Consider the following 26,121-nt stretch of genomic DNA (forward strand, 5'->3'; position numbering starts at 1 on the left):
CGAAGGAGCCCGGGTGCTTCGTTGAGCGCATTTGTCATGCGATCGCGACGTTGCGCGGAAGCTATAAGGACGAATAATATGCTGTCAAATCCATTATGAGTTTCTATAAAACTCATATGTAGTTTGAAGCCAAAATCGGAGGTAACGAGAGATGAAGATGCACATGTTGTCGGGCGGCCGTCTCCAGATGTCGAAGCGGACCTATCTGCCTGACGCGGCGCGCGGCGAGATGATCGAGCTCCGGTGTCCTGCGTGCTGTTGCGGCACACGCAAGGCAATGTGCTGTTCGATACCGGATGCCACCCCGATGTCGCGACCGATCCTGAAGGACGGCTCGGCACGCTGGCCAAATACATGCGCCCGATCATGCCGGCGGATGATCATGTGCTGACGAGCCTGAAGGCCGTTGGCCTCGGCGCCGACGACATCGACGTGGTGATCTGCTCCCACCTGCACACCGACCATTGCGGCTGCAACGCCTTCTTCAAGAAGGCGACGATCTTCGTCCACGCACTCGAGGTCGAGGCCGCGAATGCCGATAACGCGTTTGATCGCGGATACATCAAGGCGGATTGGGATCATCCGCTGAAGATGGAGATCTTCGATAAGCAGGTGGATGTGTTCGGCGACGGCAAGCTCACGCTGGTCCCGCTGCCCGGCCACTCGAAGGGAACGACCGGCGCGCTGGTCAAGCTCGACAACAGCGGCGAATTCCTGCTCGCCTCCGACGCACTCAGTGTGCGCGCCAATCTCGACCAGCGGACTTCACCGAGGAACAGCCTCGATGTCGACCAGTTTCTGAAGTCGCTCGACGAGATCGCCAGGCTCGAGGCGTCCGGCGTCAAGATCATCTGCGGCCATGACGAGGCGCAGTGGGCCAGCCTGCAAAAGGGGCCGAACGCGTATACGTGAGGGTTGGCGCGGTTTGCAGATGCTGTCTCACGCGATATGGTGTGCCGCCGCCGGAGTTCATCTGGCTCACAACAACAAGGAAAATGCAGATGTCCAAGGATGGTTTGTGCGCGATCGTGACGGGATCGGCATCGGGACTCGGCGCCGCCACCGCGCAAATCCTCGCCACGCAGGGCGCGCGCCTCATCATCAACTATTCCAACAGCAAGGTGGAAGCCGAAGCGACCGCGGAAGCCTGCCGCAAGCAAGGCGCCGAGGTGCTGGTGGTGCAGGGCGACGTCTCGCGCGATGAGGACTGCAGGAAGATCGCGGCCGCCGCGCAGGGCTGGGGCCGCCTCGACGTGCTCGTCAACAATGCGGGCACCACCAAGCACGTCCCGCATCACGATCTCGACGGCCTGACCGCGGAGGATTTCCAGCGCATCTATGCCGTCAACACCATCGGCCCGTTCCAGATGGTTCGTGCCGCGCGCGCGCTGCTCGAGGCCGGCGCGAAGGCATCCAGCCGTCCCTCGGCGGTGGTCAACGTCTCCTCGGTCGCCGGCATTTCCGGCGGTGGTTCGTCGGTCGCCTATGCCGCGAGCAAGGGCGCGCTCAACACCATGACGCAGTCGCTGGCGCGCGCGCTGGCGCCGTTGATCCGCGTCAACACGGTGTGTCCGGGCTATATCGATACGCCCTGGTTCACCAAGGGCCGCGGCGAGGCGGGCGCCAAGCAGGTACGCGATGCCGTGGTCGCGCGGGTGCCGCTGAAGGTCGCCTCCACGGCCGAAGACATCGCCAATCTGGTCTGCTTCCTGGCAAGCCCGGCGTCGAGCAACATGACCGGCGAGTTCGTCCGCATGGATGCCGGCATGCATCTGATTCAGTGACGGAGCGCCGTTGCACAGATGAAAAATGCCCGGGCCTGGCCCGGGTATTTTGATTTTGAACCGGTCGTTGCCCCGTCATTCCGGAGCGATGCGTTGGCATCGAACCTCAGGTGCGCAATTGCGCACCGGGGAATCTCGAGATCCCGGATTCGATGCTTCGCATCGCTCCGGGATGACGCCTACGGCGTCACCTGTTTCCGATATCCGGGATCACGCGCGCCGCGACCAGCCGGTTCCAGATGAACAGCACCACCAGCGCGCCGACTGTGGCGGTGATGAAGCCGGCGCCTTGCTCGGGACCGTAATGGCCGATCGCCTGGCCGATGAAGGTCGCGAGGAACGCGCCGGCGATGCCGAGCACGGTGGTGAGAATGAAGCCGCTCGGATTATTCGGCCCCGGCGACAGGAACCGCGCGATGATCCCCGCGACAAAGCCGACGATGATGACCCAGATGATGCCGCCCATGACTGTCGTCCTCCTCAGATGGAATCAACGTTGCCGTCAGAGCCTGCGGTGCAGTTCGTCGCCGCTCGGCAGCCGTCCGTCCGGAGTCAGATGATTGATCGCGTCGGGCAGGTACTGGCTCAAGCCCTGCAGCAGCTCGTCGCGCGACATGCCGCTCTGCGATGCCAGCGAGTTGATCTGGTCGGCGCCTAGCGCGCTGGCGAGATCGCCGGGCGCGATCTGCTTGTTGGGACCATTGCTGACCCAGGAATTGGCCGCATCGCCCTGACCCTTGTCCTGCAACTGCTTGAGCAGGTCGCTGAGACCGCCGCTGAGCACGGTGCCGGCTGCGCCGCCGGCGAGCAGGCCACCAAGGCCGCCCTTCAGCAGATCGCCGAGCCCGCCGCCACCGGCGCCGCCGGGCAGGCCTGCGGTGACGTTGCCGGGAGGAAGCGGCGGCGCCTGCGCCGGCTTCGGCTCGGGGGCGCTCGTCTCCGCCTGGCCGCCGGAGAAATGCTTGACCGCCTTCCATGCGAGAAGCGCGAGGATCGCCATCGTCATCGGCGACATTCCGCCGCCGCTCGAACTGTCCGATGATGTGCTTGGCCCGCTCGGACCGCGGGGGCCGTTCTGCATGCCGTTGAGTACGTCGAGTAAACCCATGATCGTCTCCTGCCGCAACCGTGCCCCGAGCGGGAAACATAGCTTCCGCCCATGACGGTTACAAGGCGGGCCACCCGGCCTGCGGTGCGTCGAAATAGGCAGGCAACCCAAGGTCTGCTATCGAGCCAATGATGGATGGACGTTCCAGATGAACAAGGACCGGCCGATCGGCATTGCGGGCGCCGGAAGCATCGGCTGCTTCGTCGGCGGCATGCTCGCGGCCGCGGGGCGCCGTGTCGCGCTGCTGGCGCGGCCACGGCTGATCCAGGAGATCGCAGGCAACGGCTTGCGGATCAGCAGCTTTGACGGCTCCGAGCGGACGGTATCCGCGGACCGGCTGATTGTGTCCGACGATCCGTCGATCTTGTCCGACGTTGAAATCGTGCTGGTGACGGTGAAGAGTGCCGACACCGCTGCGATGGCCGATGTGATCGCGCGCCACGCGTCTGGCGATGCCGCGGTGATCAGCCTGCAAAACGGCGTCGGCAATGTGCCGCTGCTGCGCGACCGCCTGCCGGGCCGCAAGGTGCTCGGCGGCATGGTGCCGTTCAACGTGGTCGCGCTCGGCGACGGCCGCTTCCATCGCTCGACCTCCGGCGACATCGTGATCGCGCAGGATGACGCGCGCACCGCGGCGCGGTTGTCGGTGCCAGGCCTTGCGATCAAGGCGACCTCCAATATCGCCGGCGTGCAGTGGGGCAAGCTGATCGTCAATCTCAACAATGCGCTCAATGCGCTGTCCAATATTCCGCTGCGGCAACAGCTCGCGCAGCGCGGCTGGCGACGACTGCTTGCCGATCAGATGGCCGAGGGTCTGGCCGCGGTGCGCGCCGAAGGCATTGCGCCGGTGTCGCCGACGCCGCTGCCGTCGAGCTGGATGCCGCCCTTGCTGCGGCTGCCCGATGCGCTGTTCGACATGCTGCTCGGCCGCACCATGAAGATCGATCCCGAGGCGCGCTCCTCGATGTGGGAGGATCTGCAGCGCGGCCGCCGCACCGAGATCGACTATCTGCAGGGCGTGATCACCGCGATCGCGGATCGCCGCGGGCTCGCGGTGCCATTGTCGCGCCGCGTCATCGCGCTGATCCGGAACGCGGAGGCGGACGGCAAGGGATCGCCGGGGCTGACGCCCGAACAGATCCGCGATGGCAGCGACCATGAACGCCGATGATCGTTCGCCACGTCGATCGAACAACAGAGAAGGTGACATCATGAAACGGTCCAGCATCATGCTGCTCACGCTTGTTGCGCTCGTGGCCGGCCCGGCCCGTGCGGCGCCGCCGACCGTGACACCGTCGCCGGGCTATGATGCGCGCTTGCAGGAGCAGCGCGCGGCGGCCGCGGCAGCGAGCCGAGCGGCCGCGCCTGCGCGCAAATCGGTCGCACCCCGACACTACAAGCGCTCCCGCGCGCACTGATTACAGAGACGACCTCAGATGAAGCTGCTGTTCCTCGCGCTCACCTTCGTGTTTGGCTTCACCACGGCCGCAGGCGCCGACGACTATGCCGGCTCGATCAGTGCCTACCGGCGCGCCAACCGCATGCCCGCGGTGAAGCTCGACGCGAAGCTGAACGCGATGGCGCTGAAGCAGGCGCAGGCGATGTCGGCGACCGGATCGGTCAGCCACTCCGCAGGCGGCAGCTTCTTCACGCGCATCGCGCCGCTCAAGAAACAGCGCGCCGCCGAAAATATCGGCGCCGGCTTCATCGCCTTCGCCGAGATGCTGAAGCAGTGGGAGAATTCGCCCGGCCATCGCGAGAACCTGTTGATGCCGGGCGCGAAGCGCGTCGGTGTCGCCTTCGTCGACAATCCGAAGTCGCCGTACCGGAGGTTCTGGGCGATGGTGATTACCGATTGACGTCGGTTCGCTTCGCAACCTTGGTCGGTGGCGGCGGTGTCGGCGTGAACAGCTTCTTCAGGCCGTCCAATCCCTCGGAAAGCCGCGGCCATTCGCAGGAGAACGTACCCTTCACGCAGTTGCTTGCCCGCGGCCGCGGCTCGGGAAGAGGGACGGCAGCGCCCCGCGGCTTGACCGGCCTTGCGGCGGGGACGGGGACTTTCGCAGTCTCACTGCGCACCGGCTCATTGTGCAATGATGCCTGCTGGATCTGCGGCGGCGCCGGCTGTGTTTCCTGACGCTCGAGTTGCTTCGCATTGAATGCCGCGACGATACGCGAGCGGCGCTGCTGCTCGAGATAGCCGGTGTATTCCTGGTCGATCTTCTTCTGCTCGTCCGGCGTCGGATTGGGACCCGCGATGTCGAAGCTGCGGTCTTGCATGAAGTCGTAATAGGTGTAGCCGCCGCCGGGCTTGCGGCGGCCGGCGAACTTGGCGTTGCAATCGGCGAGTTGCGCGGTCTTGTCTTCCCTGGTCTTCGCCTTCTCGGCGAGGTCGGCGCAGTCCTCGAAGTCCTTCGGCCCGCCGCGCCACCATTGCGCGTGCGCGCTCATCGGCGCCAGCACGCAAGCGACGGCGTAAACGGCAACAGCCAACGTCGATGATCGTGACGGCATCACGGACATTGAGACCAAACCTGAACGACACAGAGTAAGCAGATTGTCGCCATTTTAGTGACACTTGTCACCCGGGAACCCGACGATTTTCCTGACCTGTGGAATGTTGCCTCATCTGATGGAACACAGCCTTTCCGATTGGAATAATTGAAGAATTCCCATCGTAGGGGGCGGAGATCAGAACAATTCGCCTTGAATCGTTCACTTCACCCTGTGCAGCAAAGCGACCAGTTCCGCCTGCCGGTGCGTGCCGGTCTTCTGGAAGATCGTCTTGAGCTGATTGCGCGCGGTGGCAAGGGCAACGCCGGCCTCCTGCGCGGCCGCTTCGACCGAATCGCCGCGCGCAAGCCGCGTGGCGAGGCGCGCCTGTGCCGGCGTCAGCTCGAACGTCGCCGCCAGCAGCGCCTGATCGAACGCCGCGCTGCCTTCGAGATCGCGGATCAACAGGATCGCGCGCGCGCCCAGGAACGGCGAGCGCGCGGCCGGCGGCACCTGCTGGATCTGGATCACGATCGGCCGCTTGTCGATCCTGCGCACCACGATCGGCGACGACGGTAATGGGTGCAGGTCCGAGCTGTGGGCCAGCTGATCAATCAGCCTGGTCAGATCGGCATTGGCTTGCCGGTCGAGCAGGGTGAGGCGATTGTTGCGGATCGCAAGGTCGTGGCCGAGGCAGCTCTCCGCCTGGCTGTTCATGCCAATGACGGTGCCGAAGCGGCCGACGGCAATCGCGGCGACCTGGATCAGATCGAGCGCGCTGGCGATGCCCGAGAGCGCGGAGCGGCCGACGACGGCGGACAGCGTCGCGGCTTCCGTGAGCGGCGCCGACACCCTTCGCAGCGCCTTGATCTCGTCGGCGTCGAACAAGCCTTCCCTGGGTGAGCGCTGGATCGTCAGCGCCCACAATGCCGGGCCGGAGTGGAAGCCGACGGCCGCGAACCATTTCAGTCCGAACTCGCCGAGCGTGGCGTAGAGCGGATCGCGCAGCATCTCGGCTTCGGACTCGAACAGATCCGCATCGGTGATGACGTCGACGCCGGCGTGCATCAGCGGCACGCCGCGGGCCGCGCGGATGTCGGTGAGATGAAGATTGTGCGGGAAGTAGGTCTTGGTGAAATACTCGGTGATGGAGTCCGTGCGCGGAATGTCCTCGGTGCGGATATCGCTCTGAAGCATCGCAGCGCCGGTCGCGCCGACGGCGGCGCAAACCTCGTCCATGAAGGACGGCCAGGTCGAGGGATCGAGAACCACATCGCCAAGGCGCGCGGTCACATCGTCAAGCCTGCGCAGGTCGACCAAAATTCAGCTCCGCCGATGCAAACAGCGTTGTTTTGTAAGGCGAAACAGGCTGCACCTCGTTGCGCCCGGTACCGGGCATAAGAAAACCGAGGGGCCCGATATGCAAGTTAAATCAGCGACAGGCTAGGGGCCGGGTCCGCAAGCACTGGCGAAACATGATCGAAAATCGGCGGGTCGGCTCGCCGGTACGATCCGGCCGCTACGATAAGTGACCATCCTCACGGTGGTCGGCTTCGGTCAGCGCCACGCGGCAGAAGCTGGCGGCGATCGCGACGACCTCCTCGACGGCCTGCGGGTATTGCTTCGACACCCAGCGCCGCGCGATCGAGATGACGGCGCCGACCATGCCGACCGAGAGCAGCGATGTGGCCGCGCCCCTGTCGCTGCGCTTCGGATCGAGCGCCGGCGGCACCAGGATGTCGCTGAAGACGCGCAGGGCGTCGAGCTTGACGGCATCAACCGCCGGACTGATGCCGGAAATTTCCAGCAGAAAGACCCGCGCGGGCTTCGGGTGCTGCTTCAGCCGCGTGAAATAGAGCGTCAGCGCCGCGCGCAGCCTCATCTCGGCATCGTCGCCTGCGGCTGCGGCGGCAGCGGTCATTTCCTCGTGCAGGTGGCCGACGACATGGCCGTAGGCGGCGATCAGCAAAGCCTCGCTGTTGGCAAAGGACTCGTAGAAATAGCGCTCGGTCAGCTCGGCCGCCTCGCAGATCGCCTTCACGGTGGCGCCGCGATAGCCGACCTCGCCATAGACCTCGATCGCCGCATCGATCAGCTTAAGCCGCCGCTCGGTGCGGCGTTCCTCGGCGTCCATACCGCCATAGAGGCGGGCTTTCCGGCTGCTTGCCATGAAAGTGTATTGACACGAGGCATTGTCAGATGTCAAGTTATCTGACAATATACATTGTCAATACTGACACGGGAGGCCTCAGGGCATGTCCGCTCATTTCGACGTGTTGATCGTGGGCGCGGGGTTGTCGGGCATCGGCGCCGGCTACCATCTGCAGGCCAACTGCCCGGACCGCAGCTACGCCATTCTTGAGGGCCGCGACTGCATCGGCGGCACCTGGGACCTGTTCCGCTATCCCGGCATCCGCTCCGACTCCGACATGTACACGCTCGGCTATTCGTTCCGGCCGTGGACCGAGCCGAAGGCAATTGCCGACGGCCCCTCGATCCTGAACTATGTGCGCGAGACCGCGCGCGTCTACGGCATCGACAAGAACATCCGCTTCAACCACCGCGTCGTGCGCGCCGACTGGTCGTCCGCCGACTCGCAATGGACGGTCGAGGTCGAGCGCGGGCCGGAGAAGACGATCGAGCGCTTCACCTGCAACTTCCTGTTCATGTGCAGCGGCTACTACAAATACGAGCAAGGCTACACGCCCGACTTCCCCGGCATCGCCGATTTCGCAGGCCGCGTCGTTCATCCGCAGAAATGGACCGACGACATCGACTATGCGGATAAGAAGGTGGTGGTGATCGGCAGCGGCGCGACCGCGGTGACGCTGGTGCCGGAAATGGCCAAGACCGCCGCCCATGTCACGATGCTGCAGCGTTCGCCGACCTATGTCGTGGCGCGGCCGGACGAGGACAAGGTCGCCAACTGGTTGCGCGCGCGGCTGCCCGCGAAACTCGCCTACGGCCTCACCCGCTGGAAGAACGTGCTGTTCGGCATGTATTTCTACCGGCTCTGCAAGCGCGATCCGGAGCGCGTGAAGAAGCTGATTCTCGGCGGCGTGCGCCACGCGCTCGGCCCCGACTACGACGTCGCCACCCATTTCACGCCGCGCTACAATCCGTGGGACCAGCGGCTCTGCCTGGTGCCGAACGGCGATCTCTTCCAATCGCTGCGCAACGGCGGATCGTCCGTCGTCACCGACCAGATCGAGACCTTCACGCCCGGCGGCATCAAGCTCAAGAGCGGCAATGTGCTCGACGCCGACATCGTGGTGACCGCGACCGGCCTCGATCTGCAGGTGCTCGGCGGGCTCGAGATCAATGTCGACGGCGCGCGTATCGATCTGTCGAAGACCATGAACTACAAGGGGCTGATGTATTCGGGCGTGCCGAACCTCGCCGCCGCCTTCGGCTACACCAATGCGTCATGGACGCTGAAATGCGACCTGACCTGCGAATATGTCTGCCGCATGCTCAACCACATGAAGGCGAACGGCTACGCGCAAGTCACGCCGCGGCGGAACGATCCGACCGTGACCGAACTGCCCTGGGTGGATTTCTCCTCGGGCTATATCCAGCGCGCCGCCGCCAGGTTCCCCAAGCAGGGCTCGCGCCGGCCGTGGCGGCTCTATCAGAATTATGCATTCGATATCATGACGCTGCGCTTCGGCTCGCTGAAGGATGAAGCCATCGAGTTTCTGCCGGCGCGTCGGGCGCGCGCGGACGCCGCCTCGAATCCGGCCCGGCAGGTGGCGTAACGCGCGCCGCACGCAACTTCGCGCACTCCCGATGTGGCGCGGGCTGGCGATCACCGGGCAGCTCTGCTATGGGATGGCGACGCCAGCATGCCTTCGCTGCGGGCGGTGCGGTCCCGTAGCTCAGCCGGATAGAGCGACGGTTTCCTAAACCGTAGGTCGGAAGTTCGAGTCTTCCCGGGATCGCCATTTTTGCTCGCCGCGCGCTGTCGGCGAGGCTTTTCAACACGCATTTCGGCGCCATCTGCCCGGCGTTCGCTCCCCCCAAGTTCACCCGAGATCGAGTTCACCCCAAATTAGGGAAAGCCCGGGACAATGGGGAGGGGGCACCGGAAGACCGCGCGTATGCGAGCTAGCGTTCCAGAACGGGTTGAGCAGGGGGGCGGCGATGCCGTTCGCGATCCGCTGCGTTCAAAGGCCCGGCCGCTCGTCGTCGATGTCGACGAGGTCATGGTGCGGGGAAGCTCCGTCCCGGCCGATCTCGTATTCGACTTGATCCGCCGCCTTCGCGCGTTCGCCGTGGCGATCACGGCTTTCTTTGGACCGCAAGCGCAATCGACCCGTGGTGCTGATCCATCGGGGTTCGATCTATCCCGGGCGCAATTCGACCACGACGCGGTGAGGTTCCTGCTGCAGGTGCTGGGCGAAGGCCGCCCGGTCTACCTTTGCTCGGAAACCCATCCCGAGCCGTTCGTCAGCGCGGTCGCTCAGCACCTTGGCGTCTTCACCGCCTGGGCCGCCGCGCCGGAACGACAATTGCCGGCGGCACGGCGCGAAGAGCTGCCGCCCGTGCTTCGCCAGGGCTTTGACTATATCGGCAGCGCGGCAGTCGCGTTGCCCGCTTCCGCATCGCGCCTCGCGCGCCCCGCTCGATCCGAGCCGCCCGCGCCTGCGCAGGTCGGCATGCGCAGCTGGCTGAAGCTGTTCAGGGTGCATCAATACGCCAAGAACGCCCTCGTGCTGGTGCCGCTGCTGACCGCACACAAATTCGCATCGGGATCGGCGGCGACCTCGCTGCTTGCCGTGATCGCGTTCTCGCTCTGCGCGTCGGGCGCCTACATCCTGAACGATCTTCTCGACGTCGAGGCCGATCGCGCGCATCCGACCAAGCGTGGCCGCCCGATCGCAAGCGGCGCCATTCCGGCATCGCGGGCCGTCGGCGCGATGGCCCTGGCGCTGGTCGCCGCATTTGCGATCGCCTTGTCGATATCGATCGAGTTCGGCGGCGTCCTGCTCGGCTATTTCGCGCTGACCACCTCGTATTCGTTCTGGCTCAAGCGCATCGCGACCGTCGACGTCGTCGTGCTCGCGACGCTTTACACCGTCCGCGTGATCGGCGGCGCCGTCGCGATCAGCGTGCCGATGTCGGAGTGGCTGCTTGCGTTCTCGCTGTTCATCTTCATGTCGCTGGCGCTGGTGAAGCGCTATATCGAGCTCGCCAGCCAACCGGACGGCGCCGTGCTGGCGGCGCGCGGCTACCAGGTCGAAGACAAATCGATGATCGCGATCCTCGCCGCCGCGTCAGGCTTCAACGCCGTCGTGATCTTCACGCTCTACATCTCGTCGGATACGGTGCGCGCGCTTTACAGCCACCCGCAACTGCTCTGGGTCGGGTGTCCGATCTTGATGTACTGGATCGGCCGCGTGATGCTGTTCGCGCAGCGCGGATTGATCGACGACGATCCGGTCATCTTTGCGCTGAGGGATCGCGTCAGCTGGGTCGCGCTCGGCGCGATCGGCGCCATCATGCTCGCCGCCATCTAGCGATGCCGGTGGCTGCGTTACCAGGAGCTGCGCTATCGACCTCCAGTCCGGGCGGCATTGGCCTGTCCGGCTGGGGCAACTATCCCAAGGCGTCGTCCGAACTGCTGGCGCCGCAGACGCCCGCAGGCGCGCGGGACCACCTGCTTGCGCGGTCCGGCGTCGTCGCGCGCGGCGCCGGGCGGGCCTACGGCGATGCCGCGATCGGAACGCAATCCACGATCTCGTCGCGCGGCCTGAACCGGATGCGGAGCTTCGATGCCGCAACCGCGCGATTGACGGTCGAAGCCGGCGTGACTATCGCGGACATCCTTGCCGTTTTCGAGCCGCGCGGCTTCTTCCTCAAGGTCGTGCCCGGCACGAAATTCGTGACGGTCGGCGGCGCGATCGCGGCCGACGTTCACGGCAAGAACCATCATCGCGATGGCGGTTTCGGCACCATCGTCGATTCGTTCCGCCTCGCGCTGGCGGGCGGCGAGATCGTCACCTGCTCGCGTTCGGAAAACGCCGCGCTGTTCGCGGCGACGCTGGGCGGCATGGGCCTGACGGGCATGATCCTCGACGCGACGTTGCGGCTGCTGCCGATCGAGACCGCCTGGCTGCGGCAGGACACCCGCGTCGCCGGCAATCTCGACGCGGCGATCGATCAGCTGGAAAGCAGCGCATCGAGCACCTATTCGGTGGCCTGGATCGACTGCCTGGCGCGCGGCGCGGCGCTCGGACGGTCGCTGCTCTATCTGGCCGAGCACGCCACGCGCCGCGACAAGGATATGCTGGGGCCCGACCTCGAGACGTTTCCCAGGCTTCGCACGTCGCGGCTCGCGGTCCCGGAGCTGTTTCCGGGATGGCTGCTCAATCGCGCATCGATGCGGGTGTTCAATGAGCTGTACTTCCGCCGCGGCGCCGCGCATCCGGGCAAGCCGCGGCTGGTCCATTGGGACCCGTATTTCTTTCCGCTCGATGCGATCGCCGATTGGAACAGGATCTACGGCCGGCGTGGCTTCGTGCAATATCAATGCGTGATCCCGCTCGACCGCGCGCGCCGCGTTCTCGCCGAAATTCTCGATCGCGTGTCGCGGCGCGGCGATGCGTCGTTTCTCGCGGTGCTCAAGCAGCTTGGCGAAGGCAGCGGGCCGATGTCGTTTCCGCTCCGCGGCTACACGCTGACGATGGACTTTCCGGTCAGCGACGCGCTGTTCGGGTTTCTTGACCAGCTCGACGCGCTGGTGGTCGATGCCGGCGGGCGGCTCTATCTCGCCAAGGACGCGCGGCAGTCCCGCGCGACATTCGAATCCGGATATCCCGGCCTTGCGGCCTTGCGGGACATTCGCCAGCAGACCGGGGCGAACACCCGCCTCGTGTCCCATCTTTCAGCACGGCTTGGAATTTGATGACCGGCACAAAATCAATTCTGGTGATTGGCGGCAGCTCGGACATCGGGCACGCGACCGCGCTGCGCTACGCGAGCGAGGGATGGCGCGTGATGCTCGCCGCCCGCGATATCGAGGCGGCACAGCGCAATGCGGACGACATCAAGACGCGAAGCGGCATCGAAACCTCGGTTGTCGCGCTCGACGTGCTGCAGACAGGGCAGCTTGCCGGCTTCGTCGGCGGCCTTCCCACACTTCCCGACACCGTCGCATGCGTTGTCGGAGAGCTCGGCGATCAACCGCGTGCCGAGACCGATCCCGAGCTTGCTGCAAAGATCATGCGCACCAATTTCGAGGCGCCCGCGCTGCTGCTCGAACTGTTCGCGCAAGCCTTCGCGACGCGCGGCTCGGGAACCATTGTCGGCGTGAGCTCGGTCGCCGGCGATCGCGGGCGGGCCTCGAACTATTACTACGGCGCGGCCAAGGCCGGCTTCTCGCAATTCCTGTCCGGCTTGCGCAATCGCCTGGCGCTTGCGGGCAAGGTCCGTGTCGTCACCGTCAAGCCGGGATTCGTGCGGACCAGGATGACGGCGCATATGAAGCTGCCGGCTCCCCTGACGGTGCAGCCGGATCGGGTCGCGGAGGATATCTTCCGGGCCGATGTGACGAGGCCGCGTGACGTGATCTATGTGGCCCGCCGCTTCCGGCTCGTGATGGCGATCATCTGCGCGCTGCCGGAGACGATTTTCAAACGGATGCGGATCTGATGCCTGGCGTCGCCGCCAACCACGCGTCGTTCCCGCGATCCGGTGCGATCCGGCAGAGCGTCCCGCTTGTGACGGCATTGCTGTGGCTCGTGCTGTTCGCGGCGATGCTGATCTTCAGCGTCATGCTCTGCGACGGCCGGCTGATCTTCACCCTCGACGATCCCTACATTCACCTTGCCGTCGCCGATCACATCCGGTCCGGCGGCTATGGCGTCAATGCGTCCGAGGTCTCGTCGCCAAGCTCGTCGATCATCTGGCCATATCTGCTGGCCGTGACCGAGACGCTGCATCTTGGCGCATTCGGTCCGCTCCTGATCAATGCCGCGGCCGCGGCCGCGACCGTCGTGGCTTTCCTGCGCATTCTTGAATCGGCTGAACTGCTCGGCCCCGGCCGAGAGAAGCCGCTGCTGTTTTTCGTCGCGTTGCTCGCCATTTTTTCGTCAAGCGCGATCGCCCTGCCGATGACCGGCATGGAGCACAGTCTTCACGTTTGGGCCACGGTCGCGACCTTCGGCGGCCTGACCGAAGCCGCGCGCGGACGGTCGCCGACCGCCATGCATTTCGCGGCGCTGGTGCTGCTGCCGCTGATTCGCTTCGAGGGAATCGCGTTTGCGATCGCGGCGATGATGGGGTTTGCTCTGCTCGGCCGGCGCCGTTTTGCCGCCGCGGCCGCCGCCGTGACGCTCTGCGCGTTCGCCGCGTACTTCGCGCGAATGGCCTCGCTCGGTCTGCCGCTTTTGCCGAGCTCGGTATTGCTCAAATCGCGCATCGCCGAATCCGGCTATGAAGGAAGCGGCGTCTTCGCCTCCGTCCTCCGCAATCTCGGCGACGGCTTCGCCGATCCCGCCGGCTTCAGGCTGATGCTGCTCGGCCTTGCGCTCGCCGGCGCGATGGCGCTGCTGCGCTCCGACCGCGGCGCGCTGATCGTCTGTGCCACGGTGCTCGCCGCGATCGCTGCGCATCTCGGCTTTGGCCAATATGGCTGGTTCTACCGGTATGAGGTTTACATCGTTGCGCTTGCGGTGCTGGCGTTGCTCTACGCGGTTGCACGCGCGCGAGCGCACTTGAGCGTCCCGCAATGGACCGCCGCGGCGCTCGCCGGCGTCGGGCTAGCCGGTTTTGCCAGCGTGGGCTATGTCAGTGCCGCCCTGGAGACGCCGTTTGCCTCGCGCGGCGTCTACGAGCAGCATTATCAGCTGGGCCGCTTCGCCCAGCAGCTCTACCGGCGGCCGGTTGCCGTGAACGATCTTGGGCTCGTTGCCTGGGGAAATCCGAACTTTGTCCTGGATCTGTGGGGGCTCGGTTCGGAGCGCGTGCGCAAGGCGAAGCGCGCGGGCCGCTATGGCCCGGCCGAGATGGCCGCGCTCGCCGACGAGTATCATGTCGGCGTCGCCATGATCTACGACAGCTGGTTTGCGCAGGGCGTGCCGGCGAGCTGGAGGAAGGTCGCGATCCTGCACACGATTCCGGTGACCGGCGCACGGGGTGACGTAACCTTCTACGTCACGCCCGCCGCGGAGCCGAAGCTCGTCGCCGGCGCCCTGCAGGCCTTCGCGTCGACCCTGCCGGCGCGCGATCGCCTCGAAATGATGGCGCCGTAAGCGCGTGATCGCGGGGATGTCGCGCCGGGTGCTCAAATCCTCGCAAGCGGCGCCTGCGCCGGAACGGAGGCGGCGCTTGACCCGCGCAGTAGCAGGATTCCGACGATCAGCGTGATCAGCGCGGCGATCCCGAAGCCTCCGATCGAAAGCACGTCGACCCAATGGGCGTCGGTGCGGGGCGTGTTGTTATGGACCGTGTGCACGTAGCCGAAGGCTCCGATCGGTATCGGCGCGGCATAGATGACCGCTCGTTCCCACTCGCGCGCCTTGGCCTGAAGCGCCGGCAACAGCAGCGCCATTCCGACACTGAAGATCAGGAAATCATAATCATACGCATAGGGGCTGATGCAGACCGATACGATCGCGGTCAGGCCGAGGCTCTCGCGCACCGGCATCTTGCGGTAGGCCGCGACCAGCACGATGCCGAACGCAAGGAGGGCGACGACGCCCTGGCCGATAAACGCTGCCGATGCGGAGAATCCCGTGGTTCGCAACGCGGCATAGGCCGAGACCATTCGATACAGCGGATAATAGGCTTCCCGCAGGAATACTGACGAATCATGCACGCTCTGCAACATCACGGTCCAGATCTGCATGCCGAACAGCATTGTGCAGATCGCCGAGCTGATCAGCACGACGGCGCCCGCCGTCATCACGACGATCCAGGAGCGCCGCAGGATGGCATAGAGTGCGAAGGCAACGGCGAAATGCGGCTTGATGATCATGAGACCAAGGGCCACGCCCGCGAGCATCGGTCGCTCTTCGAAGTACAGGCACACCAGTCCGATCAGTGCGGCGGTAAGGAAGCTGTTCTGACCGCATGCCAGCGTGACCCCGATCGTCGGAAAGAAAACGATGAGCACGAGCACGAACCGGTTTCCGGCAATGCGCCGCAGCACGGCGAGGTAGAGAGCCAGCGTCGAGGCCATGAACAACAGATAGGCCATTCCGAACGGGACCAGCGCGAACGGAGCCAGCAGCAGGTTGAATTGCGGCGGATAGGTCCATGGCATGAAGCCGTCGTGCCCGCCCGACGCCTGCTTCTCGATGATGGCGAGCTTCGCGAATTGATAGGCCTGGTCGAGGTCGCCGAGCCACACCAGCTTGGCGGTAATGTAGAAGGCGGCGAAGTCGACCAGTTCGCGGCCGTGTCCCAGCCCCAGCTGGGAGAACCACACGACCTTGAACAGGAGGGCGGCGACCAGCATCACGAGGATTCCGCGCGTGTAGTTGGTGCGCTTCGAGTCCGTCGACTGAATGGTTTCGAGCGTTGTTGCGAGCATCAAGCCGGGCCCTGTTATGGCAACCCAAGCTAGATTGAATAGGTTAAGCAGTCGAAAAATTGCAGGGCGAGGGCGGTTGGTCCCCTGTCGCCTGACAGCCGCAGGGATGCATGAAATCGGACGGTGGAGGCTGGAACCGGACGGTATCTCGGTGTCCGGATGCGACTTTCGCTGGACGCTCCGTCGGAGGCAGTGATAACGCCTGACAAGACCCATCTCACGACGGACCGCATGCCGAAACCGCCGCCTCCTTCCAATCGCGGGCCCAGCCCATCTCCGGTCCTGCAACGCGCCGTGGTCGCATTGCAGATGGGACAGGTCGTCGAAGCCGAGCGGCTGGCGGCAGAGGTCTTGAAGGCAAACCGGACCGATGTCGGCGCGGCCTCGATCCTGGCACGGGCGCTGATGATCCAGAACCGCAACGAGGAGGCGATCGCGCCGCTCGAGCGAGCCGTGCGTCGCGTCGAGGATCCCGGCCTCGAGACCCTGCTCGGCGCAGCGCTCGGCGGCGCCGGTCGCGGCAGCGAGGCGATCGATGTGCTGCGGCGAACCACCGCGCGGCGGCCGCCTTACCTGCCGGCATTCCAGGCGCTGGCAGGGCAATTGCACTCGGCCGGTCGCATCGACGAGGCGGTTGCCGTCATTGAGAGCGCGCTTGCTCTCGCGCCGGGAAGCCTCGAGTTTCAGCTCCTGCTGGCGCAGCTGCTGCCCCAGCGCAATGAGCGCGGCCGGGCGCGCGCGATACTGGAGAAGCTGCGCATTGCGGCGCCGGGACATCCCGATGTTCTCGCCGCGCTCGCGCGTGTGCTGCTGCTCGATGGCGAATATGCTGCCGCGGCGGACCTCTACCGCCAGGTGATGGCGCAGCGGCCCGACGACCCCTTGATGCGTCTCAGCTTCTCCGCCAGTCTTCTGGAAATGGGCGACCGCGCCGCCGGCGAGGCCAATCTGCGTCTGGCGTTGCGGGGCCGGCCGCAAATGATCGGCCGCACGACCGCCGCGCTGATCATGTCATCGCACGGCCGCTTCTTCTTCCGTCGCAGCGCCTTTGCGGAATTCCTGAGCTAGCGTTTTCAAATGCTGCTTGTTCCGCGGCGTTGGAACGACGAGTCCCGCTCTCAACAGCCGCTGCGGCGTATGGGTCCCTGCTTTCGCACTAGGGCATGCACATATTTGGTGCGGCGGATTGACTCGGGATGGAGACAGGGGATTCCAGAATCGGCGATCCGTGTGATTTCTATTGCGACGCTCCAGGTTGGACGGGGGTGTCGGGTGTTGTTACGAATTGACTGGACGTTAGGACGGTTCGGGGATCGTCGTCTCGATAAAGGGGGGCGGCGCTCGTCGAACGCATGGTTGCGGGCAAGACGGTCTGCCTGCGGCGGCTTTCCAGGGGTGATCGTGCGCTGGAGGTGCGGTTCAACCGCTTTCTCGGCCACGACAAGGTGACGGCGGAGCGGATCATCGAAAGCTGGGGCGACAGCACGGTTGCCGCGGTAGAGGGCCGCCATGTGCTGGCGATCCAGGACACCAGCGAGATCCACTTCAACACCACGCCGCAACGCCGGCGCGGGCTCGGCGAAATCGGCAAGGGCAATAACCACGGCGTGCTGCTGCATCCGCTGCTGGCCGTGGATGCCGACGATGGCAGCTGTCTTGGACTTTTGAGTGGGCAGGTATGGACGCGCCAGGGGCGTCGCACCACGACGCATGACGCACGTGACTTGTCTGACAAGGAATCGCAACGCTGGATATCCACCGCCATTGCGGCCAAGCCGCTGCTCACCGCTGCCGGAACGGTGACGGTCCTCGGTGATCGCGAGAGCGATATCTTTGCCCTTTATGCCAGCTCGGCCGAGCAGCACTTCCATGTCATCGCGCGCAGCATGCATGATCGCAAGCTTGCCGACCGCACCGGCCTGTATGAGGCCACCGACGCCATGCCTGTGGTGGATCGGAGGGCGATCCAACTGCCTGCGCGCGCGGCGCGACCGGCACGTCAGGCCCATCTCGAACTCCGCTTTGGCGCAATCGAGCTTGCCCGCCCGCAGAGCAAGTTCCTGCGCCATTTGCCGAAAAGCTTGCCGCTGGCGGTGGTCGACGTGTGCGAGATCAATGCCGGGCCCGGCGCAGAGCCGCTGCACTGGCGTCTGATCACCTCTCACGAGATCGCCACCGTCGACGACGCCTGGCGTATCGTCGAATGGTACAAGCAGCGCTGGATCATCGAGCAGTTCTTCCGCGTCCTGAAGACGCAGGGCCTCAAGCTCGAAGACAGCCAGATCGGAACCGCCGATCGTCTCCTCAAACTGGTCGCTATCGCCGCCAAGGCAGCCGTCATCACCATCCAGCTTCTGCAAGCGCGCGATGGCGGTCAGCAGCCCATTCGCGTTGCCTTCAACGACAACGAGATCAACGCGCTTGCCGCCCTCAACCGGCAACTCGAGGCCAGGAGCAAGCGACTGAAAAACCCACATCCGCCCGACAGCCTCACCTGGGCAGCCTGGATCATCGGCCGCCTTGGCGGTTGGGACGGCTACCCGTCGTCTAAACCTCCAGGCCCCATCACCTTCAAAAATGGCCTCGAATACTTCCTGGCCGTCGCAGCAGGATGGAGCCTCAGAGATATGTGCATGCCCTAGTGCTTTCGCAGGGACGACAGCCGAGATAAGCCGCGGCCTCTCGGCTCAAGCACTGGCGTCTCTCACCCGCATGCGGGTGATGACACCGAACTGGCTCAGGATCGCGCCACATATTCGGTGTCGTCCTGGCGAAAGCCAGGACCCATTACCCCAAATCTCAATTGTTGAGCGACACCGGGCCGCGATCCCGCTCATCACCGAAGACGGTGGCTATGGGTCCTGGCTTTCGCCAGGACGACGACGGTGGATGCCGAGCCTCCCACCGGGGAGTTCGCAATGACGGAGGCCCCGTAGCGCAGCTTCGCGCGCCCGCTCTACGTCCGGAATTGGCGCCGATAGAGCCCGGGCTCGCGGGCCATCCTGTTGGTCAGTTCCTGGGCGCGCGATGTTTCATCCGGCGTCATCGCCGCGGTCTGCGCCACCCAGTTTTCGCGCTTCACCGGGAAGCACTGCGCAACCGGCGTGCCCTTGGGCAACACGCCGTTGAAACTGGTATCGTGCCAGCGTGCCGGGAAATGAACCCAGCTGTCGTGAAACAGATCGCAATCGACCATGCCGGTAAGCGTGGTGAACGGCAGGTCGAACCGGTTGACCGGATGCGTGAAGAACAGCGAGTAGCCCGGCGGCGCCTCGATGGTCCACAGATTGATGAACTTGATGACGAAGCGGTCGGGCTCGAACAGCGGCGAGCCGACCACCTGGCTTTCGTCGTGGAATCCGACCGGCGAGCGCGGGAATTCGAGCGCGCCGCCGGCCGGAAGGTCGTTGTCCCAGGTGATCGCGCCATTCTCGACCTTGAGATCGCAGACCAGCGGCAACAGGAAACCCGATGTCATCGCATCGACGAATGGCGGGCAGCGCTTGACGGTATCCTCGTCGCGATTGCTCATCGTATTGAAGGCCTGCGTCGGCATCGCCTTGAGCCATCCGGGAAGACCCAACGACGCCGGCACCGGCGGCGGAATCTTGCCCTCGAGCTCCGCCGGGCAGCGGAATTTGATGGTGATCGCTTCGTTGTTGTTGGACACGGCTTTTGGCCCTTGGTTCGTTCAGTGTCGGCGGCGCCCTTGCGCCAGTCGATGCTCGTCTAGCACGCGACGACGAGGCGGAGAAAGCAGCCGCATCGGTCGCAAAGCGAGCCACGATATCGAGCTATAAGTTGTTGTTATCATGGCGGATAAGACAAAGCCCTTAATCTCCCGGTTCGGCGCGCGCCAATGCCGGTTTTCCGCGTCTGGCCACTCGCCGGTGTGCAAGACTCTGCCGATAGGCATTGGCTTTCGACGCGCAGCGGGCGCATCATCGCCGGCGTCGCCGACGACAGGATCTGCGAGAGGTAACGGAGATACCGATGGCCGAATCGAAGGTTGAGACCGCCAAAACTGCAGCTGCCGCGTCCGCGTCCGGCGAGAGCGGCGGCCCCAGCCACCTCGCGGTCGCGACCGTCCGCACCGTGCCGATCGAGCAGGCGCAGTCCCGCACCGAGCACGATCTGCTCGGCGAGGACGACGTGCCGGCCAATGCGCTGTGGGGCATTCACACCAAGCGCGCGGTGATGAACTTTCCGATCACCGGCGTGCCGGTCGGGCACTTCCCGGAATTCGTCCGCGCGCTGGCGCTGGTGAAGCAGGCCGCCGCGCGCGCCAACAAGCGGCTCGGCTACCTTGCACCCGAGAAGGCGGATGCGATCGAAGCGGCCTGCACCCAGATCGCGACCGAAAAGGTCTATGCCGAGTCCTTCGTCGTCGACGCGATCCAGGGCGGCGCCGGCACCTCGACCAACATGAACGCCAATGAGGTGATCGCCAACGTCGCGCTGCGGCTGATGGGGCGCAAGCCCGGCGATTATCACGCGCTGCATCCGAACGACGACGTCAACATGGCGCAGTCGACCAACGACGCCTATCCGACCGCGCTGCGGCTCGCGGTGATCTTCGCCACCCAGCCGCTGGTGCGCGCGCTGGACGATCTCGCCTACTCCCTCAAGGGCAAGGCGGTGGAGTTCGCGGACGTGTTGAAGATGGGGCGGACCCAGCTTCAGGACGCGGTGCCGATGACGCTCGGCCAGGAATTCGATGCCTTCCACGTAACCGTGAAGGAGGACGTCGCGCGCCTGAACGAGATTTCCGCGCTGTTCCGCGAGGTCAATCTCGGCGCCACCGCGATCGGTACCGGGATCAATGCCGATCCGCGCTATGCGGCGCTCGCGGTCGAGGAGCTGTCGCGGCTGTCCGGCCAGCCGATGGTGCTGGCCTCCAACCTGATCGAGGCGACGTCCGATCTCGGCGCCTTCGTGCTGTTCTCCGGCGTGCTCAAGCGCGTCGCGGTCAAGCTGTCCAAGATCTGCAACGACCTGCGGCTGTTGTCGTCCGGGCCGCGCACCGGCATCGGCGAAATCCGCCTGCCGGCCGTGCAGGCGGGCTCGTCGATCATGCCCGGCAAGGTCAATCCCGTCATTCCCGAGGTCGTCAACCAGGTGGCGTTCCTGGTGATCGGGCACGACCTCACGGTGACGATGTGCGCCGAGGGTGGCCAGTTGCAGCTCAACGCGTTCGAGCCGACCATCGGCTATTGCGTCTTGAGCTCGCTGCGCATGCTGACGGCGGCGGTCGATACGCTGACCAAGCGCTGCGTCGACGGCATCGAGGCCGATCGCGAGCGTTGCCGCAGCCTGGTGCAGGGCTCGATCGGCCTGATTACGGCGCTGGCGCCGTCGCTCGGCTATGAGGCCTCATCGCGCGTGGCGCGCCGTGCGCTCAAGGAGAACCGCTCGGTCGCCGACATCGTGCTGGAGGAGAAGCTGCTGACCGAGGCGGAGCTCAATCAGCTCCTCGAGCTCGAGGCCATGACCCGCCCGGCGCGCCGGCAGCCGGTGCCGAAGAGTTGAGGGACAACCGCTGCATCGGCAGTCGGCTCCCTCTCCCGCTTGCGGGCGAGGGCTGGGGTGGGGGCTCTCTCCACGAGTCGCATCGTGGAGAGAGCCCCCACCCGCCGCGCGCGTCGGCCTCCCCCGCAAGCGGGAGAGGCGAATGCAGCCCGCGGACGATTTCCGCAGACGTCATATGCGATAGCCCTGCCCGCAAGCGGGAGAGGGGGCGCAGCCCCTTCGGGGCCTACAGCGTCTTGATGAACTCGATCAGGGCGCGGCGCTCGTCTTCCTTCAACTCCGGCCCGATCACACCGGTGCGCTTCTCGTTGGAGAATTCGTGTCCGGAATTGCTGTTGCCGCGCTTGGTGGTGTCGAGCAGGAAGGCGTTCTTGATCTTGTCCTTCCAGACGTAGCCGAGATCCTTGGGATCATACTCCCGGCTGCCGAGATAGAAGGTTGCGGGACGATCCTTCACCGGCGACAGCAGTGCGTAGATGGTCGGGACCGAGCCGTTGTGCAGATAGGGCGGGGTCGCCCAGATGCCGTTGAGCGGCCGGACCTTGTAGGCGAGCGGCGCCTGGATCTCGTTCGGCCGGTAGCCGTTGATGCGCTTGCGATCCTCCGGCGGGACCTTGTTCTGGTCGTACCAATAGTCGACGGTCTTCTCGACGAGGTCGCCGAGTGCCGGACCGAAACTGCCGTCCTTGATGTTCAGATTGGCCGGCGTCTCGACGGTGCGGTGCGCGAGGCCCTCGGCTTGCGCGCTGTCGGTGCCGATATGGCTGATCGGAATCATCTCGACATCGAGCAGCGGCTGGCCGGCCTCGTTCTTGATCCAGCGCTTCTTGTCCTTGAACAGCGCAAAGGCTTCGCTCGCGGGCAGCGCCTTGCTGTCGATCGCCGGGCCGTGGCAGCCCTGGCAATGCGTCTTGTAGAGCTCGCCGCCCTTCTTCGCGAGATCCATGTTGATTGGCGGCAGGATGTTCTCCGGCCATTTCGGCGACGCCAGTCCGCCAAAGCCCTTGTCCTCGCTGGGCGGCTCGCCGGCGATCATCCGCTCCATCTCGTGCAGCACGTCGATCCGAGCGCTCGATTTGTAAAGTCCCTTGGATTCGTCGAGCAGGTTGAGCTCGGCGCTGACGCCGAGCGCCTCGCCGGCGTTGCGCACCATCGGCTGCATGATCGAGCCGTCATATTGCACCCAGCTGAACCACGGCGCGTTCCAGATCCGCGGAAAATGCACCGGCGCCGAATGCGAGGCGTAGTTGTTCGGGTTGTTCAGGTCGATCGAGAACACCTGGTTGCCGATCCGGTTCAGCGCGTCGAGCCGCGCATAGCCTTCCTCGACGCTGTTGGCGGCGACCCTGTTCTCGAGCGAATTGATGTTGGCGTATTGCTTCAGCACGAGGTCGAGCTGGCCGCGCAGCGCCATGCGCTCGTCGAGGCTGGCATCCTTGCCGAGGATCTCGTCGGCAAAGCGCGAAAAGCGGCCCGGCCAGAACCGCGTCAGCAGCAGCGAGACGCCGACGCTCTTCTGGAATTCGAACAGATTGGTGTTGGCCGGCCCGCCGTCGATCACGATCTCGGTGCCGCGATAGTTGAAGCTCCCGGTGTGGCAGGCAGCGCAGGTCAGGCCGACGCCGGTCATGTCGGCCTTGCTGTGCGGGTTGCGCCAGGGGGCGCCGTTGGCATCGGCCATCGGGCCGCCTTGCGCGAAGCCGATCGGCAGCGCATCGGGTTTGCCCGGAATCACCGTGTCGGGAATAAAGCCGAAGCGGCCGAGATAATTGGTCTCGCTGAGCCGCGGCGCCGCCGTGAACAGTGGCCAGACCGTCGGCTGCTCCAGCGCCATGAACCATTCATGGGGAATGCCGAAGGTCCGCGTGCCTTGGTCGGCGTGATAGAACCAGCGCAGCCGCTCGGCGCTGACATTCTGATCCAGCCACACCGTTTTTGCCGGCTGCTGGTAGTCGACGACCTTGACCCGGAAGCCGCTCGCGACCGTCTCGATATCGTCCTTGAAATAGAGGACGCCGGCGACAATCAACAGTCCGATGACGAATATCGTCTTGCGAGGCATGCCCCGTTCCCCCAATTCGCGGTACCCGCGCGTCATATGGACGAGTTGTTAAAATTCGCCGAAAAACGAGTTCGCGTTAAGCGTGTGATGCGGTGTGCGCCATCCTACAGTGGCGGCGCTTGGTCTAACAACGGAAATGTTGCAAAGGAAATGCTGGTTGGCTGTGAGCCAGTTCACTTGCGGCGTGCCGGTTGCGGCGGCATTTGCGCGCATCGAGGCCTGCGACTAGAAGTAACGGAGCAACAATTCTTCGAGATGTCATCTTGAACGCGTCAGGCGCACAACCGCTTTCGATCACCGTCTCGGACGACAGCACGGTGTCCGCGCTGCTGTTGCGGCCGGCGCAGGCCCGTAGCGCCTATGTGTTTGCCCACGGCGCCGGCGCCGGCATGACGCATCCCTCGATGGCCGTGATCGCGGAGGGCTTGGCGGAGCGCGGCATCGCGACATTGCGCTATCAGTTTCCCTACATGGAGAAGGGCAGCAAGCGGCCCGATCCGCCCGCCGTCGCGCAGGCGACGGTGCGTGCCGCGGTGGCGGAAGCCGTGCGTCGTTGCGGCGAACTGCCGCTGTTCGCCGGCGGCAAGTCGTTCGGCGGACGCATGACCTCGCAGGCGCAGGGCAAGGTGCCGCTCGCCGGCGTGCGCGGGCTGGTGTTCCTCGGCTTTCCGCTGCATCCCGCCGGCAAGCCGTCGAGCGAGCGGGCCAAGCATCTCGCCGAGGTCAAGATCCCCTTGCTGTTCCTGCAGGGCACGCGCGATGCGCTGGCCGAGCTCGACCTGCTCGAGCCCGTGGTGAAGGGATTGGGCGCGCGCGCGACGCTGCATCTGGTGCAGGAGGCTGACCACTCCTTCCATGTCCTCAAGCGCTCCGGCCGCAACGACCGCGAGGTGATGACCGAACTGCTCGATGCCTTCGCGGGCTGGGTGGCGAAGCATGCATAGGTGTGTAGCCCGGATGAGCGAAGCGACATCCGGGGTCTGCATGCCGAGGGCGAGATCGGTCCCGGATATCGCGGAGCCTGTCATCGGGCGCGCGTTCGCGCGACCCGTTGGCTCATCCGGGCTACGCTTGGCCGCGAAAGGGATGTTATTCTCCACCCATGACAAAGATCCTGATCGTCAATCCCAACACCACCGCGTCGATGACAGCGACCATCGCGGCCGCCGCGCAAGCGGTGGCCGCACCTAGCACCGAGATCGTCGCCGTCACATCTGCGATGGGACCGGCCTCGATCGAAGGCTTCTATGACGAGGCCTTCGCCGTTCCCGGGCTGATCGAGGCGCTGCTGAAGACCCCCGATGCCGATGCCGGCATCATCGCATGCTTCGACGACACCGGGCTGGATGCCGCGCGGTCGGCGGCGCGCTATCCGGTGGTCGGCATCTGCGAGGCGGCGCTGGTCACCGCCGGGCAGATCGCCAAGCGTATCGGCATCGTCACCACGCTGCCGCGCTCGATCGTGCCGCTGGAGGAACTGGTGCGCCGCTACGGCTTTGCCGATCGCGCGGTGGTCACCGCCTGCGACGTCGCGGTGCTCGATCTCGAGAAGCCGGGCTCGGGCGCCAGACCGAGGCTGGAGGCGGAGATCGCGCGGGCACTGGACAAGGGCGCGGACGCCATCGTGCTCGGCTGCGCCGGTATGGCCGATCTTGCCCATGAGCTGTCGATGCAGTTCGGCGTGCCTGTGGTCGACGGCGTGGCCGCCGCGGTGAAGCAGGCGGAAGCGCTCGCCGGCCTCAAGCTGACGACGTCGCGTCGCGGTGCTTACGCGTCGCCCGCGGCCAAGGCCTATTCCGGCCTGCTGGAGAAATTCGCGCCACCGTCAGCCTGACGCCGCACCGCCATAGATCCGGTCGCGCAGGCGGCGCATGCCGGACAGCCAGCGCTCGCGATTGGTGGCCTTGCGCTGCATGTATTCCTGCACCTGCGGATGCGACAGAATCAGGAAACGTTCCTCCGCCATCGCCTCGATCACCATCCGCGCCACCTCGCCGGGCTGCAGCACGCCGTCGACGCGCGCCGCACTCGGGCCCGGCGTCGTCATCCCCGTCTGCACCGATTGCGGACAGAGCACGGAGACGCGGACGCCGCGATCGCCATACTGGATGGCGAGATGTTCGGCGAGCGCGACCGCGGCGTTCTTGGTCACGCCGTAAGGCATCGAGTTCAGCGAGGCCAATAGCCCCGCGGCGGATGCGGTGTTGATGAGATAGCCGGAGCCGCGCGCGAGCATGCCGGGCACCAGCGCGCGCGCCGCGTACACGTGGCTCATCACATGCACGCGCCAGCTCACGTCCCAGTCGGCATCGGACGCGGTCTCTTGTCCTTTGCGCGACAGTCCGGCGTTGGAGAAGAACACGTCGACCGGGCCATATTTGTCCTCGGCCGCGGCGATCAACGCCTTGATGTCCTCCTCGAGCCCGACGTCGGCGGTGACCGCCAGACCGTCGATATCGCCGGCGACGCTGGCGAGCCGGTCGCGCGAGGTCTTGAGATCGGCGACCACGACGCCGCGTGCACCGGCGTCCGCATAGGCCCGCGCCACCGCTTCGCCGATCCCGCTCGCGCCGCCGGTGACGACACAGACCTTGTCCTTGACTTGCAT

At 65.3% G+C, this 26,121-nt stretch carries 24 protein-coding genes and 1 tRNA gene; 16 read left to right on the forward strand and 9 right to left on the reverse strand.

Features of this window, described 5'->3' with window-relative positions; all coding sequences use genetic code 11:
• Window positions 1-252: 252 nt before the first annotated feature.
• Window positions 253-912, forward strand: coding sequence for an N-acyl homoserine lactonase family protein (locus JEY66_RS02325; protein ID WP_018269155.1), 660 nt, complete (start codon window positions 253-255; stop codon window positions 910-912).
• Window positions 913-1,001: 89 nt separating this feature from the next.
• Complete coding sequence (locus JEY66_RS02330; protein WP_026191979.1) at window positions 1,002-1,784, forward strand: SDR family NAD(P)-dependent oxidoreductase; 783 nt, start codon at window positions 1,002-1,004, stop codon at window positions 1,782-1,784.
• A 187-nt stretch (window positions 1,785-1,971) separates the two neighbouring features.
• Here JEY66_RS02330 and JEY66_RS02335 read toward each other — a convergent pair whose 3' ends face one another.
• Window positions 1,972-2,250, reverse strand: coding sequence for a GlsB/YeaQ/YmgE family stress response membrane protein (locus JEY66_RS02335; RefSeq protein WP_016842385.1), 279 nt, complete (start codon window positions 2,248-2,250; stop codon window positions 1,972-1,974).
• 36 nt (window positions 2,251-2,286) lie between these two features.
• The gene (locus JEY66_RS02340; protein ID WP_026191978.1) at window positions 2,287-2,892 is read right to left on the reverse strand and encodes a YidB family protein; all 606 of its coding nucleotides are present in this window, start codon (window positions 2,890-2,892) and stop codon (window positions 2,287-2,289) included.
• A 148-nt stretch (window positions 2,893-3,040) separates the two neighbouring features.
• On the opposite strand from JEY66_RS02340, the gene JEY66_RS02345 reads away from it, so the two are divergent.
• Genes JEY66_RS02345 through JEY66_RS02355 form a run of 3 tightly spaced genes read left to right on the forward strand, consistent with a single transcriptional unit; the run spans window position 3,041 to window position 4,751 of the window.
• Window positions 3,041-4,063, forward strand: a complete 1,023-nt coding sequence (locus JEY66_RS02345; protein ID WP_016842383.1) for a 2-dehydropantoate 2-reductase — start codon at window positions 3,041-3,043, stop codon at window positions 4,061-4,063.
• Between the two features lie 40 nt (window positions 4,064-4,103).
• Window positions 4,104-4,310, forward strand: coding sequence for a hypothetical protein (locus JEY66_RS02350; RefSeq protein WP_016842382.1), 207 nt, complete (start codon window positions 4,104-4,106; stop codon window positions 4,308-4,310).
• Between the two features lie 18 nt (window positions 4,311-4,328).
• Window positions 4,329-4,751, forward strand: coding sequence for a CAP domain-containing protein (locus JEY66_RS02355; protein WP_016842381.1), 423 nt, complete (start codon window positions 4,329-4,331; stop codon window positions 4,749-4,751).
• Here JEY66_RS02355 and JEY66_RS02360 read toward each other — a convergent pair.
• The 3 genes from JEY66_RS02360 to JEY66_RS02370 all read right to left on the reverse strand — a co-directional run bounded on the left by JEY66_RS02360 (window position 4,741) and on the right by JEY66_RS02370 (window position 7,555).
• Window positions 4,741-5,406, reverse strand: coding sequence for a hypothetical protein (locus tag JEY66_RS02360; protein WP_338120988.1), 666 nt, complete (start codon window positions 5,404-5,406; stop codon window positions 4,741-4,743). The genes JEY66_RS02355 and JEY66_RS02360 overlap by 11 nt on opposite strands.
• Before the next feature lie 201 nt (window positions 5,407-5,607).
• Window positions 5,608-6,705, reverse strand: coding sequence for a helix-turn-helix transcriptional regulator (locus tag JEY66_RS02365; protein ID WP_018269153.1), 1,098 nt, complete (start codon window positions 6,703-6,705; stop codon window positions 5,608-5,610).
• Between the two features lie 199 nt (window positions 6,706-6,904).
• The gene (locus tag JEY66_RS02370; protein ID WP_016845918.1) at window positions 6,905-7,555 is read right to left on the reverse strand and encodes a TetR/AcrR family transcriptional regulator; all 651 of its coding nucleotides are present in this window, start codon (window positions 7,553-7,555) and stop codon (window positions 6,905-6,907) included.
• Between the two features lie 85 nt (window positions 7,556-7,640).
• Between JEY66_RS02370 and JEY66_RS02375 the strand changes: the two genes are divergently transcribed.
• The 6 genes from JEY66_RS02375 to JEY66_RS02400 all read left to right on the forward strand — a co-directional run bounded on the left by JEY66_RS02375 (window position 7,641) and on the right by JEY66_RS02400 (window position 14,639).
• Entirely contained in the window at window positions 7,641-9,143 is a 1,503-nt protein-coding gene (locus tag JEY66_RS02375) for a flavin-containing monooxygenase (protein ID WP_016845919.1), read from the forward strand.
• A gap of 109 nt (window positions 9,144-9,252) precedes the next feature.
• Window positions 9,253-9,329 (forward strand) — tRNA-Arg (locus tag JEY66_RS02380).
• 156 nt (window positions 9,330-9,485) lie between these two features.
• Window positions 9,486-10,904 (forward strand): UbiA family prenyltransferase, encoded by a 1,419-nt coding sequence (locus tag JEY66_RS02385; RefSeq protein ID WP_016845920.1) that lies wholly within the window; start codon window positions 9,486-9,488, stop codon window positions 10,902-10,904.
• Between the two features lie 2 nt (window positions 10,905-10,906).
• Window positions 10,907-12,292: an FAD-binding oxidoreductase gene (locus tag JEY66_RS02390; RefSeq protein WP_018269151.1), complete on the forward strand. Its 1,386-nt coding sequence runs from the start codon at window positions 10,907-10,909 to the stop codon at window positions 12,290-12,292.
• Window positions 12,292-13,038, forward strand: a complete 747-nt coding sequence (locus JEY66_RS02395) for an SDR family oxidoreductase (protein WP_016846725.1) — start codon at window positions 12,292-12,294, stop codon at window positions 13,036-13,038. The genes JEY66_RS02390 and JEY66_RS02395 overlap by 1 nt, the downstream gene beginning before the upstream one ends.
• Window positions 13,038-14,639, forward strand: coding sequence for a hypothetical protein (locus JEY66_RS02400; protein ID WP_016846726.1), 1,602 nt, complete (start codon window positions 13,038-13,040; stop codon window positions 14,637-14,639). The genes JEY66_RS02395 and JEY66_RS02400 overlap by 1 nt, the downstream gene beginning before the upstream one ends.
• A 32-nt stretch (window positions 14,640-14,671) precedes the next feature.
• Here the strand turns inward: JEY66_RS02400 and JEY66_RS02405 are convergent, their stop codons facing one another.
• Window positions 14,672-15,922, reverse strand: a complete 1,251-nt coding sequence (locus tag JEY66_RS02405; RefSeq protein WP_016846727.1) for a glycosyltransferase family 87 protein — start codon at window positions 15,920-15,922, stop codon at window positions 14,672-14,674.
• A gap of 231 nt (window positions 15,923-16,153) precedes the next feature.
• Here JEY66_RS02405 and JEY66_RS02410 point away from each other — a divergent pair, with 231 nt between their 5' ends.
• Together JEY66_RS02410 and JEY66_RS02415 are read left to right on the forward strand one after the other, a co-directional pair.
• The gene (locus JEY66_RS02410) at window positions 16,154-16,990 is read left to right on the forward strand and encodes a tetratricopeptide repeat protein (RefSeq protein ID WP_075969007.1); all 837 of its coding nucleotides are present in this window, start codon (window positions 16,154-16,156) and stop codon (window positions 16,988-16,990) included.
• A gap of 284 nt (window positions 16,991-17,274) precedes the next feature.
• Window positions 17,275-18,564, forward strand: coding sequence for an IS4 family transposase (locus tag JEY66_RS02415; RefSeq protein WP_018269112.1), 1,290 nt, complete (start codon window positions 17,275-17,277; stop codon window positions 18,562-18,564).
• A 314-nt stretch (window positions 18,565-18,878) separates the two neighbouring features.
• Here the strand turns inward: JEY66_RS02415 and JEY66_RS02420 are convergent, their stop codons facing one another.
• The gene (locus JEY66_RS02420; RefSeq protein ID WP_016844106.1) at window positions 18,879-19,592 is read right to left on the reverse strand and encodes a hypothetical protein; all 714 of its coding nucleotides are present in this window, start codon (window positions 19,590-19,592) and stop codon (window positions 18,879-18,881) included.
• Between the two features lie 323 nt (window positions 19,593-19,915).
• On the opposite strand from JEY66_RS02420, the gene JEY66_RS02425 reads away from it, so the two are divergent.
• Window positions 19,916-21,451 carry an aspartate ammonia-lyase gene (locus tag JEY66_RS02425; RefSeq protein WP_018269150.1) on the forward strand — a complete coding sequence of 512 codons (1,536 nt, stop codon included), beginning with the start codon at window positions 19,916-19,918 and terminating at the stop codon, window positions 21,449-21,451.
• 226 nt (window positions 21,452-21,677) lie between these two features.
• Here the strand turns inward: JEY66_RS02425 and JEY66_RS02430 are convergent, their stop codons facing one another.
• A complete protein-coding gene (locus JEY66_RS02430; RefSeq protein ID WP_016844102.1) occupies window positions 21,678-23,513 on the reverse strand; it encodes a c-type cytochrome in 1,836 nt (611 codons plus the stop codon).
• A gap of 263 nt (window positions 23,514-23,776) precedes the next feature.
• Here JEY66_RS02430 and JEY66_RS02435 point away from each other — a divergent pair, with 263 nt between their 5' ends.
• Window positions 23,777-24,457, forward strand: coding sequence for an alpha/beta hydrolase family protein (locus JEY66_RS02435; protein ID WP_016844101.1), 681 nt, complete (start codon window positions 23,777-23,779; stop codon window positions 24,455-24,457).
• A 158-nt stretch (window positions 24,458-24,615) separates the two neighbouring features.
• A complete protein-coding gene (locus JEY66_RS02440) occupies window positions 24,616-25,347 on the forward strand; it encodes an aspartate/glutamate racemase family protein (protein WP_016844100.1) in 732 nt (243 codons plus the stop codon).
• On the opposite strand, the gene JEY66_RS02445 is transcribed toward JEY66_RS02440, so the two are convergent.
• Window positions 25,339-26,121, reverse strand: coding sequence for an SDR family oxidoreductase (locus JEY66_RS02445; RefSeq protein WP_016844099.1), 783 nt, complete (start codon window positions 26,119-26,121; stop codon window positions 25,339-25,341). The two genes, JEY66_RS02440 and JEY66_RS02445, sit on opposite strands and share 9 nt — an antisense overlap.

It is taken from the genome of Bradyrhizobium elkanii USDA 76 (assembly GCF_023278185.1).
GTDB classification, from domain to species: domain Bacteria; phylum Pseudomonadota; class Alphaproteobacteria; order Rhizobiales; family Xanthobacteraceae; genus Bradyrhizobium; species Bradyrhizobium elkanii.

What these genes read in the sequence shown, in the direction of transcription:
- JEY66_RS02370 (WP_016845918.1), bottom strand. Translation starts at nt 7,555, where the DNA reads ATGGCAAGCAGCCGGAAAGCCCGCCTCTATGGCGGTATGGACGCCGAG.
- JEY66_RS02375 (WP_016845919.1), top strand. Translation starts at nt 7,641, where the DNA reads ATGTCCGCTCATTTCGACGTGTTGATCGTGGGCGCGGGGTTGTCGGGC.
- JEY66_RS02330 (WP_026191979.1), top strand. Translation starts at nt 1,002, where the DNA reads ATGTCCAAGGATGGTTTGTGCGCGATCGTGACGGGATCGGCATCGGGA.
- JEY66_RS02390 (WP_018269151.1), top strand. Translation starts at nt 10,907, where the DNA reads ATGCCGGTGGCTGCGTTACCAGGAGCTGCGCTATCGACCTCCAGTCCG.
- JEY66_RS02350 (WP_016842382.1), top strand. Translation starts at nt 4,104, where the DNA reads ATGAAACGGTCCAGCATCATGCTGCTCACGCTTGTTGCGCTCGTGGCC.
- JEY66_RS02425 (WP_018269150.1), top strand. Translation starts at nt 19,916, where the DNA reads ATGGCCGAATCGAAGGTTGAGACCGCCAAAACTGCAGCTGCCGCGTCC.
- JEY66_RS02395 (WP_016846725.1), top strand. Translation starts at nt 12,292, where the DNA reads ATGACCGGCACAAAATCAATTCTGGTGATTGGCGGCAGCTCGGACATC.
- JEY66_RS02355 (WP_016842381.1), top strand. Translation starts at nt 4,329, where the DNA reads ATGAAGCTGCTGTTCCTCGCGCTCACCTTCGTGTTTGGCTTCACCACG.
- JEY66_RS02430 (WP_016844102.1), bottom strand. Translation starts at nt 23,513, where the DNA reads ATGCCTCGCAAGACGATATTCGTCATCGGACTGTTGATTGTCGCCGGC.
- JEY66_RS02385 (WP_016845920.1), top strand. Translation starts at nt 9,486, where the DNA reads ATGCGAGCTAGCGTTCCAGAACGGGTTGAGCAGGGGGGCGGCGATGCC.
- JEY66_RS02345 (WP_016842383.1), top strand. Translation starts at nt 3,041, where the DNA reads ATGAACAAGGACCGGCCGATCGGCATTGCGGGCGCCGGAAGCATCGGC.
- JEY66_RS02445 (WP_016844099.1), bottom strand. Translation starts at nt 26,121, where the DNA reads ATGCAAGTCAAGGACAAGGTCTGTGTCGTCACCGGCGGCGCGAGCGGG.
- JEY66_RS02340 (WP_026191978.1), bottom strand. Translation starts at nt 2,892, where the DNA reads ATGGGTTTACTCGACGTACTCAACGGCATGCAGAACGGCCCCCGCGGT.
- JEY66_RS02405 (WP_016846727.1), bottom strand. Translation starts at nt 15,922, where the DNA reads ATGCTCGCAACAACGCTCGAAACCATTCAGTCGACGGACTCGAAGCGC.
- JEY66_RS02335 (WP_016842385.1), bottom strand. Translation starts at nt 2,250, where the DNA reads ATGGGCGGCATCATCTGGGTCATCATCGTCGGCTTTGTCGCGGGGATC.
- JEY66_RS02415 (WP_018269112.1), top strand. Translation starts at nt 17,275, where the DNA reads ATGGTTGCGGGCAAGACGGTCTGCCTGCGGCGGCTTTCCAGGGGTGAT.
- JEY66_RS02410 (WP_075969007.1), top strand. Translation starts at nt 16,154, where the DNA reads ATGCCGAAACCGCCGCCTCCTTCCAATCGCGGGCCCAGCCCATCTCCG.
- JEY66_RS02360 (WP_338120988.1), bottom strand. Translation starts at nt 5,406, where the DNA reads ATGCCGTCACGATCATCGACGTTGGCTGTTGCCGTTTACGCCGTCGCT.
- JEY66_RS02400 (WP_016846726.1), top strand. Translation starts at nt 13,038, where the DNA reads ATGCCTGGCGTCGCCGCCAACCACGCGTCGTTCCCGCGATCCGGTGCG.
- JEY66_RS02440 (WP_016844100.1), top strand. Translation starts at nt 24,616, where the DNA reads ATGACAAAGATCCTGATCGTCAATCCCAACACCACCGCGTCGATGACA.